This is a genomic window from Enterobacter hormaechei subsp. xiangfangensis, from assembly GCF_001729785.1.
Classification (GTDB): Bacteria; Pseudomonadota; Gammaproteobacteria; order Enterobacterales; family Enterobacteriaceae; genus Enterobacter; species Enterobacter hormaechei_C.
Genome location: NZ_CP017183.1, coordinates 3603849 through 3616138, shown reverse-complemented (window position 1 = coordinate 3616138; position 12290 = coordinate 3603849). Strand labels below are relative to the sequence as shown.

Genomic DNA, 12290 nt, shown 5'->3' with positions numbered 1-12290 from the left:
TTGACTATCTTAAAAATTGTCAATATGACACTATGTATTGTCAAAATGACAGTGAGGCAGAGATGAGCTTTTCCGTAGATGTGCTGGCGAAGATCGCCATAGAACTGCAAACCGGTATTGGTCATCAGGACCGCTTTCAGCGGCTGATCTCCACGTTGCGTCACGTGCTGGATTGCGATGCCTCGGCGCTGCTGCGTTACGAAGGGCGGCAGTTTATTCCGCTGGCTATCGACGGTCTGGCGAAGGACGTACTCGGGCGGCGCTTTACCCTGGAGGGCCACCCGCGTCTGGAAACCATCGCCCGTGCGGGTGACGTGGTGCGTTTCCCGGCGGACAGCGATCTGCCCGACCCTTACGACGGCCTGATCCCCGGGCAGGAGAGCCTGAAGGTGCACGCCTGTATCGGCCTGCCGCTGTTTGCCGGGCAGAACCTGATTGGTGCGTTAACCCTCGACGGCATGTCGCCGGATCAGTTCGATACCTTCAGCGACGAAGAGCTACGGCTGATTGCTGCGCTGGCGGCCGGGGCGCTGAACAACGCCCTGCTGATAGAACAGCTGGAGAGCCAGAATATTCTTCCGGGTAGCCCGACGGCGTTTGAGCAGGTGGCACACACCGAAATGATCGGCCTTTCGCCAGGCATGGCGCAGCTCAAAAAAGAGATTGAGATTGTCGCCGCGTCTGATTTGAACGTGCTGATCTTCGGAGAGACCGGCACCGGTAAAGAGCTGGTGGCGAAAGCGATCCACGAAGCCTCGCCCCGTGCGGTGAATCCGCTGGTCTATCTCAACTGCGCGGCGCTGCCGGAAAGCGTGGCGGAAAGTGAGCTGTTCGGACACGTCAAAGGGGCCTTTACCGGGGCGATCAGCAACCGCAGCGGCAAGTTCGAAATGGCCGATAACGGCACGCTGTTCCTCGATGAAATTGGCGAACTCTCCCTTTCGCTCCAGGCCAAACTGCTGCGGGTGTTGCAGTATGGCGATATTCAACGCGTGGGAGACGATCGCAGCTTACGCGTGGATGTGCGCGTGCTGGCGGCGACGAACCGCGATCTGCGCGAAGAGGTGCTGGCGGGGAATTTCCGCGCCGATCTGTTCCACCGTCTGAGCGTGTTCCCGCTCACGGTGCCGCCGCTGCGCGAGCGGGGCGAGGATGTGGTGCTGCTGGCGGGCTTTTTCTGCGAACAGTGTCGGCTCAAAATGGGGCTTTCCCGCGTGGTGCTAAGCCCCGGTGCGAGGACGCACCTGCTGAGCTACGGCTGGCCAGGTAACGTGCGTGAACTGGAACATGCGATTCACCGCGCGGTGGTGCTGGCGCGGGCTACGCGTTCGGGGGATGAAGTGGTAATTCATGCGCGCCATTTCGCGCTGCATGAGGAAACGACGCCGTCCGTGAAGCCGGTGATACCTGAGAGCGTGAACGAAAACCTGCGCGAGGCGACGAATGCGTTCCAGCGTCAGATGATCACCCGCGCGCTGGAGCAGAATAACCGCAGCTGGGCGGCGTGCGCGCGGGCGCTGGAGATGGACGTCGCCAACCTCCACAGGCTGGCGAAACGTCTGGGGCTGAAGGGTTAAATAATCCCCGCCTGGTAGAAGTCTTGCAGGTTGATCGCGCCGCACAGCCTGCCGTGCTCGTCCACCACCGGCGCGGCGGTGATTTTGCGCTTCATCAGCACCTCTTTGGCTTCAATGGCGCGGCTGTCGGCATTCAGCGTCAGTCCGCCCTGGGTCATTGCTTCGGATACCCGCGCCTCCAGCTTGCCGCCGCCCACCAGCCAGCGGCGCAGGTCGCCGTCGGTGAAGACGCCCTTCACCTGGCGGTCATTGTCGCATACCGCAACCAGCCCCAGCCCGGTGCGGCTCAGCTCCAGCATGGCGTCCATCACGCTGGTGTCGAGTTTGACCTGAGGAATGGCATCGTCGGTGCGCATCAGGTGGTGAACCTTGTTGAGCAGACGTGCCCCAAGCGCGCCCGCAGGATGGGAGCGGGCGAAATCTTCCTCATTAAAACCGCGCGCCTGCATCACCGCCATTGCCAGCGCGTCGCCCATCATCAGGGTGTTGACGGTGCTGGAGGTCGGTGCCAGGTGCATCGGACAGGCTTCGCGCTCAACGGAAATATCCAGCGTTGCTTTCGCGGCCAGCGCCAGCGGCGATCGGGATTTGCCGGTCATCGCTAACAGGGCCACCGATTTTTCTTGCAGGCGAGGGATGATGAGATCCAGCTCTTTGGCTGAACCGGAGTAGGAGATAAACAGCATCACGTCGCGGCTTTCGATCATCCCCAGATCGCCGTGCAGCGCTTCGGCAGGATGCACAAAGAACGCCGGGGTGCCGGTGCTGGCAAGCGTCGCGGCAATCTTCTTGCCGATATGACCGGATTTACCGATACCCGCCACGATCACCTTACCCTCGCAGTGGATAATGGTGTTGGCTGCACGAACAAAATCCTCACCCAGACGCTCCGGCAGGCGGCTGGCTTCCTGTAGCTCCAGCAGCAGGGTCTGACGGCCTGCGTTTAACAGAAAATCACTCATTTTTCTCTCCGGTTACGATCACGTCGATGCCCTTCGCTTCCAGCGCTTTTTTAAATGCCGGATCGATACCTGCGTCGGTAATCAGCTTATCGACGCTTTCAAGGCTACAGACAATGTTGGGGCTTTTACGGCCAAACTTCGACGAGTCCGCCATCAAAATCACTTCCCGTGCGGCGTTGCACATCGCTTTGCTGACGCTGAACACCTCGTTGAAGGTAGTCACGCCCGCGTTGAGGTCGATGCCGTCGGTGCCCATAAACAGCTTATCGAAGCTGAAGTGGTCGAAGGCATTCTCCGCCAGCTGCCCGTGAAACGACGCCGATTTTTTACGGAAAGTGCCACCGGGCATCAGGATGGTCTGCTCGCTATCGAACTCTGACAGGGCATTGACGATGTGCAGGCTGTTGGTCATCACGGTGATGTTATTAAAGCGGCTGAGCAGCGGGATCATCTGTAGGACAGTACTGCCTGCGTCGAGGATAATGGAATCGCCGTCATGGATAAATTTGACGGCGGCTTCGGCAATCAGCGCTTTCTGGTGAGTATTGATCAGCGTTTTGTGGTCGATAGGCGGGTCGGCTTCGTCTTTATTGAGCACCACGCCGCCGTAGGTACGAATGACGGCGCCGGAGTTTTCGAGCAACACCAGGTCCTTGCGTATTGTCGTGCCGGTGGTGTCAAAGTAGTGGGCCAGATCCTCTACCGAGCACTTTCCCTGCTTTTGCAGATGCTCAAGTATGGCCGCCTGCCGCTGACGTGGTTTCATAGGCGCTTCGTTCCTTACGTTGCGAAATGATAATTCCGCAAGTTTATAACTTTCACAACGAAATTATCCATGTTTCAGATTAAGCGCTAATGATAGTGCATTCTGACAGAGTGAATCATGGGGGAAGATCACATCAGGTTGTAATTCATGCAGCGAAATGCCGTTGATCGCCTGAATTTTGGTCGGACGGGCAAACACCGTTACGCCGCGCATGATGAGGGAATCGCTCACCCGGTTGTGTTCATCCAGCGCAACGGCAACCACCACCCGCGGCTTAAAGCGCCCCCCGGAACGCCCGACGCCGACGCGTCCCTTCTGACACAACGCATCAAAGGCGCGGTTAAACTGGTAGATCTGCCAGCCGCCAAACGCCATCTGGCAGATCCAGGCGAGGGCGGCGACGGTGATGAGTGCGGTTACCATATCGGCTCCTTGTTATATTCCCTCTCCCGGTGGGAGAGGGAGAGGGTGAGGGCATCACCCTGCTCGATCAGAACATCACCTGCCCACCGGTGACGTTAATCGACTGTCCGGTGCAGTACGAGGCTTTCGGGCTGGCGTAAAACAGCAGCATGTTCAGCACGTCCTGATAGTCGCACCCGCGCTTGAGCGGCACTTTGTCGATGTAGTACTGTTCCACTTCTTCAGCTTTGATGCCAAGTTTGGCGGCGTACTGCGGCAGCAGGGACTGGAACATCGGGGATTTCAGCAGGTTACCCAGCATCAGCGCGTGAACGGTAATGCCGTATTCGGCCAGATCCAGCGCCAGAGACTGCGTCAGCCCGACGCCGCCAAACTTCGCCGCGCTGTAGCCGGAGTTGTGCTTGCTGCCCACTTTCCCCGATTTTGAGTTGATCTGAATGATGCGACCCTGAATACCGTCGCGGATCATCAGACGGGAAAATTCGCGGGCGCAGAGGAAATAGCCCACCAGATTCACCTGCAACGAGCGGTCAAAATCCCCCAGCTCGAAATCGCTGATAAACGCCGCTTTCGCAATCCCCGCGCTGTAGACCAGCAGGTCGATACGCCCAAATATCTCGTCCACGCCGCGGGCCAGCGCCATCACGCTCTGCTCGCTGGTGGCGTCGGCACCAAATCCGTACGCCATCCCTTCGCCAAACTCGGTGTTGATGGCGTCCGCTACGCGGGCGGCTTTCTCACTCTGAATATCCACGACCGCCACGCGGTAGCCCTCTGCGGCAAGCCCATGGCAGAGGAACTCGCCTAAGGTTTGTCCCCCACCAATGACAACGGCAACCTGACTCATGTGTCTCTCCTTTATTACGAAATAAATTTTAACGTGCAGCCTGGGGTGACAGCCTGCGGAACCGGGCCCACTACGTGAACCGTACCGGGATACTCCGCCTGCGGCTGGCCGTCGAAACGTAGGGTGATATGCCCCAGCTCGCGCAGGTTTTGCTCGGCGACGTCGCCGACGGCGGTCACGGCATAGCGCGCCTCGCCCAGCTGTAGCTGGCTCCCTGCCTTTAGCTCGCCGTTCAGCTCGCCGTGGCAGTGGATAAAGCAAAACTCTTCGATATCTGCCGGGGCGCCTTCGCGGAAGGTGATCAGCATCTGGTCGCTCAGCGCATCCGCCGCGCTCTGGCCGATGCGGGTAATGGTTGTCTGGTAAATCACAGTCATGGCAGGCACCTCTTATTGATAAATAAAGCCGGAAACAAACCAGGCAATCAGCACCGTCGGCGCGCCCGTCAGGAAGCGGCTGACCAGCACGGACGGCACGCCCACGCGCACGGTCTCCTGGCGTGCTTCCGCCAGCGACAGCCCCACGGGGATAAAGTCGCACGCTGCCTGGGCGTTAATGGCAAACAGGGCGGGCAGGGCGAGGTGCGGAGGAATATTCCCCAGACCAATCTGCACGCCAATCAGCACGCCGATAACCTGAGCAATCACCGCGCCCGGGCCGAGGAACGGCGACAGCAGCGGGAAGGAGCAGATCAGCGCCAGCGTCACCAGGCCGAGCGGGTGGCTGGCAAGCGGGGCGAGGCCGTGGGCAATCCAGTCGCCCAGGCCTGAGGCCATGATGATGCCGATCAGCGCCGAGACGAATGCCATAAACGGCAGAATGGTCTTCAGCACCGTGTCGATGGTGTCGCGCCCGGACTGGAACAGCACCGCCACGGCGGACCCCATCCCCATCCCGACCTTCGCCAGCAGGCCATCGCTCTGCTCGGTGATTTTTTTGCTGGTGTCGTACTCGCGCGGGGCCGCTTTTTGCGGCGCAGATGTGCCATTCACCAGCGTGATGTTGTCTTCCTTCACGCCTGACACATAAATATCTTCAACGATGTACTGCGCCAGCGGGCCGGATTTCCCGGTGGAGTGAATATTTACCGTCGGAATGCGGCGCTTCGGATAGATGCCGCAGCGCAGCGTGCCGCCGCAGTCGATCACCACCACGCCGATTTCCGCTTCCGGCGGTTCGCCTTCCTTGAAGCCGTCGACCGCTTCCCAGCCGGTCAGCTCGCGCAACTTGTCGACGATCGCCGGGCGCGTGCCCGCGGTGATGTACACAATCTTTTTGCCTTCGGTGGCGTCGAACTCCAGCGGGCCGCCCCAGCCGCCCGTGCCTTTCTCAATGCGGATCCGGTTCATGCTGTGGCTCCTGAAAGATGGACTTTCTGTTCAAGCTGGATGCCCATTTTTTTCTCGAAAATGGCGGTGGTGAGGTCAGTCACCCAGCCGCGGAAGAAGTTGGTCACCAGACCGACCAGCAGGTAGCTCACCGCCAGCGGGCCGAGCGGCAGGCCAAGCGTGGTCAGGCCGCTGGCGATCCCGAGATAGACAAACAGTTCGCCGGGGTTGATGTGCGGGAACAGGCCGTTCATGGAATGGCAGCTGTAGGAGGCGGCGGCGTAATAGCTCGGCTTGTACTTCTCTGGCATAAAGCGGCCGAGGCTTAAGGTCATCGGATTGCAGAACACAAAGGTGCCGATGAAGGGCAGTATCAGGTAGCGGGACAGCGGGTTTCCGGCGCAGCGCTGGGCGAAGCGCTCAATGCGCTGCTGGCCGATAAAGTTAATCAGCGCGTTCATGATCACCAGCAGGCTGATCAGCAGGGGCAGGATCCCGGTCACCATGCCAGTAAACACTTCTCCGCCTTTCTGAAACAGCCCGATGAACCACTCGGCGCCATGGGTGATGGTTTCTATCATTCTTCTCTCCTGTAGGGCGTTTGTTTTTGTCTATCTGCGGCTAATAATAATCACTTTGAAAGGTTTTAAAGTGTTAATTAGATCTCACAATGAAAGAAAAATGTATTATTTTGAAAGTTTATTGGTGAGGTGAATAATTTTTGGTGGAAAAAGGCACGGATTTGCGTTGGGGAGGTGCGTACCGCTTCCTTGAGGAGTTGGGGATGCTTTACCATACTGGGTTCTTACCGAACTCGTTAAATGGATGCCACATGTTCAAGCGTCGTTATGCAGCGCTGTTGCCTGCGCTTATTCTCCTGTCCGCCTGTAGTAGCAAACCCAAGACCGAAGCCGTTCAGCCAACGGCGGGCGCGCCTTCCGGAGGATTCCTGCTGGAGCCGCAGCACAATATGATGCAGATGGGCGGCGACTTCGCGAATAACCCTGCGGCCGAACAGTTCATCGATAAAATGGTGAGCAAGCACGGTTTTGATCGCCAGCAGCTTCATGCCATTTTGTCTCAGGCGAAGCGTCTGGACTACGTGCTGCGCCTGATGGACAGGCAGGCGCCGACGGCCCAGGTGCCGACCGGGCCAAACGGGGCGTGGCTGCGTTATCGCAAACAGTTTATTACCCCGGACAACGTGCAAAATGGCGTGGTGTTCTGGAATCAGTATGAAGACGCCCTGAACCGCGCGTGGCAGGTCTATGGCGTGCCGCCGGAGATCATCGTCGGTATTATTGGGGTTGAGACCCGCTGGGGACGCATTATGGGTAAAACCCGCATCCTCGATGCGCTGGCGACGCTCTCCTTCAACTACCCGCGTCGCGCGGAGTATTTCTCTTCCGAGCTGGAAACCTTCCTGCTGATGGCGCGAGACGAACAGGACGATCCGTTAGATCTGAAAGGGTCGTTCGCCGGTGCGATGGGCTACGGCCAGTTTATGCCGTCCTCCTATAAGCAGTACGCGGTAGATTTTAACGGGGATGGTCACATCAACCTGTGGGATCCCGAAGACGCTATTGGCAGCGTGGCCAACTACTTCAAAGCGCATGGCTGGACGCCGGGCGGCCAGGTGGCGGTACAGGCGAACGGCGAAGCGTTTGGTCTGGAAAACGGATTTAAAACCAAATACAGCGTGGCGCAGCTGGCTGCGGCAGGCTTAACGCCGTCTCAGCCGCTGGGCAATGTTGACCAGGTGAGCCTGCTGCGCCTGGATGTCGGAACCGGTTATCAGTACTGGTTCGGGCTGCCGAACTTCTACACCATTACCCGCTACAACCACAGCACGCACTATGCGATGGCGGTGTGGCAGCTGGGGCTGGCGGTGTCTCAGGCGCGTGTGCCAGCAGCGTCACCGTTTAGCCAGTAAGTCCCCTTATGCCTCCCTCTCCCTGTGGGAGAGGGCTGGGGTGAGGGCACCCGCCCGCACCTGTTTCCCGCAGAAACATTTCGCCACACTCCCATTTTACTCCCGCCGTTTACATCTCAATCGCCTTTCATTATTGTTATGTTATAACATTATTGAATTGAGATATCCATGTCCCTGTTTTCTCTCTCATCCTCGCTTCGGCTGCTGCTGGCGCTGGTGCTCATTCTGTTTCTCGGCCTGGCCGTGCGCTGGGCGGTGGCGTTGCCATGATCGTGATGAACGACCTGGTGGCGGGTTACGATCGCCAGCCCGTTACGCGCGCGCTGTCCGGCGTGATTGAACGCGGGAGCATGACCGCCATCGTCGGGGCCAACGGCTGCGGCAAATCCACGCTGCTGAAAACGCTCGCTGGCTTTATTCCGCCCGTCAGCGGTACGTTTCGCTGGCAGGGGAGACGTCCGGTGGTGGGCTGGCTGGCGCAGCGTCACGCGCTGGAGGCGCAATTTCCTCTGACCGTGCAGGACGTGGTGAGCATGGGCTGCTGGCCAGCAATCTCTCTGTTTGCCGGTTTTCGTCGGGATGCCCGCATGCGCATTGCCGGCGCGCTGGAGCGCGTGGGGCTGGAGTCCATGGCGTTCTCCACTATTGATGAACTTTCCGGCGGGCAATTCCAGCGCATGCTGTTTGCCCGCGTTTTAGTGCAGCAGGCACCGCTGGTGATGCTGGACGAACCCTTCACTGGCGTCGATGAAGCGACCTGCAACGTGCTGATGGATCTGATGCTGGAGATGTATATGCAGGGGCAGACTCTGCTGGCGGTACTGCACGACAGCGAACGCGTCTCGCGCCACTTCCCACAAACGTTGCGGCTGGACGCTGATACGCCGCACTGGAAAACCGAGCGGGTGAGGGTGGCATGATCTGGCATCTCTTCTTCCAGCCGTTTATTGAGTACGGCTTTATGCGGCGCGCGCTGGTGGTTTGCCTGGCGCTCTCCGTCAGCACCACTGCGCTGGGTGTATTCCTTCAGCTGCGTCGGATGAGCCTGATGGGGGACGCCCTTTCTCACGCCATTTTGCCGGGTGTCGCGGTGGGCTATCTGCTCAGCGGAATGTCGCTGCTGGCAATGACTGTCGGCGGGTTTATTGCCGGTATCGCCGTTGCGCTGGTGGCCGGGCTGGTCAGCCGCCGTACACCTCTTAAAGAAGATGCCAGCTTCGCGGGGTTTTACCTGGGTTCCCTGGCGCTGGGCGTCACGCTGGTGTCGCTGCGCGGTTCAAATGTCGATCTGCTTCATCTTCTGTTTGGCTCCATTCTCGCCGTGGATAGCGTGTCAGCCCTGTTCGTGACGGGGGTCTGCATGTTCACGCTCCTCACGCTGGCGATTTTTTATCGTGGGCTGGTCAGTGAAGCGTTCGATACTGCGTGGTTGCAGGTGAACGCGCGCTGGCTGCCCGGGATGTTACACGGTCTGTTTCTGGCGCTGCTGGTTCTCAACCTGGTGGCCGGTTTTCAGGTACTCGGCACGTTGATGGCCGTCGGGCTGATGATGTTACCCGCCGTGGCGGCACGCTGCTGGGTGCGCACACTGCCAGGGTTACTTTTGATGGCGGGTATCAGCGGTATTTTTTGCGCGTGGCTGGGCTTAAGTCTTTCCTGGGCAGTGAGTCTGCCCGCCGGGCCCTCCATTGTGCTGACCGCCAGCGCATTGTTCTTTATTTCAGTTTTATTTGGCACGCGCAGCAGGCTGGCGGATAGCCTGCGGGCGCTTTTTTAACGCAAGGGGAAACGATGAAACGTACAGGGTTAGCCGTGGCGCTCGCGCTCGGCATGATGACGCACGACGTAATGGCGAAATCGCTTAATGTGGTGACCAGCTTTTCCATCCTGGGAGACATTACGCAGCAGGTTGGCGGCGATCGTGTGAAGGTGACGACGCTGGTGGGGCCAGACGGTGATCCCCATACTTTCGAACCCTCGCCCAAAGACAGCGCGGCGCTGAGTAAAGCTGACGTGGTGGTGGTCAATGGGCTGGGGCTGGAGGGTTGGCTCGACCGTCTGGTGAAAGCCTCCGGATTCAAAGGCCAGCTGGTGGTTGCTTCGGACGGCGTGAAAACGCACACGCTGGAAGAGGACGGTAAAACCGTGACCGATCCGCACGCGTGGAACAGCGCGGCGAACGGCGCGCTGTATGCGCAAAATATTCTCTCAGGGCTGGTGAAGGCCGATTCTGAAGATACGGCGGCGCTTGAAGCTACCGGTAAACCCTATATTGCGCAGCTCTCTCAGCTGGACGGTTGGGCTAAAAAGCGTTTCAGCGACATTCCACAGGCGAAGCGCAAAGTGCTGACCAGCCACGACGCCTTCGGCTATTTCAGCCGCGCCTACGGCGTGATGTTTATGGCGCCGCAGGGGCTGTCGTCTGAGAGTGAAGCCAGCGCGGCGCAGGTAGCGGAGATCATCAACCAGATTAAAGCTGACGGCGTGAAAACCTGGTTCATGGAAAACCAGCTTGACCCGCGCCTGGTGAAGCAGATTGCGACCGCCACGGGCGCCCAGCCGGGCGGTGAACTTTACCCGGAAGCGCTGTCCGCGAAGGGCGGCGTGGCGGACACCTACGTCAAGGCGTTTCGCCACAATGTGGACACCCTCGCTAACAGCATGAAATAAGCGTCTCTCTGGCCGGTGCGCCCGCATCGGCTTTTTTCTGAAGCCCCCTCGTAAAACCCGACGCGCATCCCCATATTTGATGAGAAAGTGCTATCTTGTGCTGCATGTTTTTCTAAGGCCTGGAGCGAGAATGACTGACCATGAATTGATGCAGCTAAGCGAAGTGGTGGGGCTGGCGCTGAAACAGCGCGGCGCGACTCTCACGACCGCAGAATCCTGCACCGGCGGCTGGGTGGCGAAAGCAATTACCGATATTGCTGGCAGTTCCGCCTGGTTTGAACGCGGCTTTGTGACCTACAGTAACGAGGCTAAAGCGCAGATGATTGGCGTGCGTGAAGCCACGCTTGAGCAGCATGGCGCGGTCAGCGAACCGGTGGTGATCGAGATGGCGATTGGCGCGCTGAAAGAGGCGCGCGCAGATTACGCTATCTCCATCAGCGGTATCGCGGGGCCGGACGGCGGCAGCGACGTGAAGCCTGTCGGCACCGTCTGGTTTGGCTTTGCCACCTCAAAAGGTGAAGGGATCACCCGCCGGGAATGCTTCAGCGGCGATCGCGAAAGCGTGCGTCGTCAGGCAACGGAATACGCGTTAAAAACGCTCTGGCAACAATTTCTACAAAACACTTGATACTGTATGACTATACAGTATAATTGCCTCAACAGAACAGAAGTCCATGGTGAAGCGCAGTTGCTTCTCCCGGCATGACAGGAGTAATAATGGCTATCGACGAAAACAAACAGAAAGCGTTGGCGGCAGCACTGGGCCAGATCGAAAAGCAATTCGGTAAAGGCTCCATCATGCGCCTGGGTGAAGACCGTTCCATGGATGTGGAAACTATCTCCACTGGTTCGCTTTCTCTTGATATCGCACTGGGCGCTGGCGGTTTGCCGATGGGCCGTATCGTAGAAATCTACGGTCCGGAATCCTCGGGTAAAACCACCCTGACGTTGCAGGTTGTTGCGGCGGCACAGCGCGAAGGTAAAACCTGTGCGTTTATCGATGCCGAGCACGCGCTGGACCCGGTCTATGCCCGTAAACTGGGCGTTGATATCGACAACCTGCTGTGCTCCCAGCCGGACACCGGCGAGCAGGCACTGGAAATTTGTGACGCGCTGGCGCGCTCAGGTGCGGTTGATGTGATCATCGTCGACTCCGTTGCGGCGCTGACGCCAAAAGCGGAAATTGAAGGTGAAATCGGTGACTCTCACATGGGCCTCGCGGCACGTATGATGAGCCAGGCGATGCGTAAGCTGGCGGGTAACCTGAAGCAGTCCAATACGCTGCTGATCTTCATCAACCAGATCCGTATGAAAATTGGTGTAATGTTCGGTAACCCGGAAACTACCACCGGCGGTAACGCTCTGAAATTCTACGCTTCTGTCCGTCTGGATATCCGCCGTATCGGCGCGGTGAAAGAGGGGGATAACGTAGTCGGTAGCGAAACCCGCGTGAAGGTTGTGAAGAACAAAATCGCAGCACCGTTCAAACAGGCTGAGTTCCAGATCCTCTACGGCGAAGGTATCAACTTCCTCGGCGAGCTGGTTGACCTGGGCGTGAAAGAGAAGCTGATTGAAAAAGCGGGCGCATGGTACAGCTACAACGGTGACAAGATTGGTCAGGGTAAAGCGAATGCTATCTCCTGGCTGAAAGAGAACCCGGCGGCGGCGAAAGAGATTGAGAAGAAGGTGCGTGAACTCCTGCTGAACAACCAGGACTCTAAACCTGATTTCGTGGTCGACGGCGCGGATGCTGAAGAAACCAACGAAGACTTTTAATCCTCTCG

General features: G+C 58.5%; 14 protein-coding genes. 7 read left to right on the top strand and 7 right to left on the bottom strand.

Annotated features, from left to right (window positions below):
• The first annotated feature begins 62 nt into the window (after positions 1-62).
• Positions 63-1577 (top strand): nitric oxide reductase transcriptional regulator NorR, encoded by a 1515-nt coding sequence (gene norR, locus BFV63_RS17240; RefSeq protein WP_032610014.1) that lies wholly within the window; start codon positions 63-65, stop codon positions 1575-1577.
• Here norR and gutQ read toward each other — a convergent pair.
• The 7 genes from gutQ to srlA form a co-directional block, all read right to left on the bottom strand.
• Entirely contained in the window at positions 1574-2539 is a 966-nt protein-coding gene (gene gutQ / locus BFV63_RS17235) for an arabinose-5-phosphate isomerase GutQ (RefSeq protein ID WP_015571677.1), read from the bottom strand. The two genes, norR and gutQ, sit on opposite strands and share 4 nt — an antisense overlap.
• On the bottom strand, positions 2532-3305 hold the full coding sequence (gene srlR / locus BFV63_RS17230; RefSeq protein ID WP_022651731.1) for a glucitol operon DNA-binding transcriptional repressor SrlR: 774 nt from the start codon (positions 3303-3305) through the stop codon (positions 2532-2534). Before srlR ends, gutQ begins: the two co-directional genes overlap by 8 nt.
• 63 nt (positions 3306-3368) lie before the next feature.
• On the bottom strand, positions 3369-3728 hold the full coding sequence (gene gutM, locus BFV63_RS17225) for a transcriptional regulator GutM (protein ID WP_023323656.1): 360 nt from the start codon (positions 3726-3728) through the stop codon (positions 3369-3371).
• Between the two features lie 67 nt (positions 3729-3795).
• Positions 3796-4575: a sorbitol-6-phosphate dehydrogenase gene (gene srlD / locus BFV63_RS17220; protein WP_003862162.1), complete on the bottom strand. Its 780-nt coding sequence runs from the start codon at positions 4573-4575 to the stop codon at positions 3796-3798.
• A gap of 14 nt (positions 4576-4589) precedes the next feature.
• Positions 4590-4952: a PTS glucitol/sorbitol transporter subunit IIA gene (gene srlB, locus BFV63_RS17215; RefSeq protein WP_022651730.1), complete on the bottom strand. Its 363-nt coding sequence runs from the start codon at positions 4950-4952 to the stop codon at positions 4590-4592.
• Between the two features lie 12 nt (positions 4953-4964).
• Positions 4965-5924 (bottom strand): PTS glucitol/sorbitol transporter subunit IIB, encoded by a 960-nt coding sequence (srlE, locus tag BFV63_RS17210; RefSeq protein WP_022651729.1) that lies wholly within the window; start codon positions 5922-5924, stop codon positions 4965-4967.
• Positions 5921-6484, bottom strand: coding sequence for a PTS glucitol/sorbitol transporter subunit IIC (gene srlA, locus BFV63_RS17205; RefSeq protein WP_003862164.1), 564 nt, complete (start codon positions 6482-6484; stop codon positions 5921-5923). The genes srlE and srlA overlap by 4 nt, the downstream gene beginning before the upstream one ends.
• A 251-nt stretch (positions 6485-6735) precedes the next feature.
• Here srlA and mltB point away from each other — a divergent pair, with 251 nt between their 5' ends.
• The 6 genes from mltB (at position 6736) to recA (ending at position 12282) form a co-directional block, all read left to right on the top strand.
• Positions 6736-7836 carry a lytic murein transglycosylase B gene (mltB, locus tag BFV63_RS17200; protein ID WP_057979986.1) on the top strand — a complete coding sequence of 367 codons (1101 nt, stop codon included), beginning with the start codon at positions 6736-6738 and terminating at the stop codon, positions 7834-7836.
• Positions 7837-8102: 266 nt separating this feature from the next.
• Positions 8103-8756, top strand: a complete 654-nt coding sequence (locus BFV63_RS17195) for a metal ABC transporter ATP-binding protein (RefSeq protein WP_023323655.1) — start codon at positions 8103-8105, stop codon at positions 8754-8756.
• Positions 8753-9613 (top strand): metal ABC transporter permease, encoded by an 861-nt coding sequence (locus BFV63_RS17190; protein WP_023323654.1) that lies wholly within the window; start codon positions 8753-8755, stop codon positions 9611-9613. Before BFV63_RS17195 ends, BFV63_RS17190 begins: the two co-directional genes overlap by 4 nt.
• A gap of 14 nt (positions 9614-9627) precedes the next feature.
• Complete coding sequence (locus tag BFV63_RS17185) at positions 9628-10506, top strand: metal ABC transporter substrate-binding protein (RefSeq protein WP_048241987.1); 879 nt, start codon at positions 9628-9630, stop codon at positions 10504-10506.
• A gap of 130 nt (positions 10507-10636) precedes the next feature.
• The gene (pncC, locus tag BFV63_RS17180; protein WP_003862172.1) at positions 10637-11134 is read left to right on the top strand and encodes a nicotinamide-nucleotide amidase; all 498 of its coding nucleotides are present in this window, start codon (positions 10637-10639) and stop codon (positions 11132-11134) included.
• Between the two features lie 89 nt (positions 11135-11223).
• Positions 11224-12282: a recombinase RecA gene (gene recA, locus BFV63_RS17175; protein WP_015571667.1), complete on the top strand. Its 1059-nt coding sequence runs from the start codon at positions 11224-11226 to the stop codon at positions 12280-12282.
• The last annotated feature ends 8 nt before the right edge of the window (positions 12283-12290 follow it).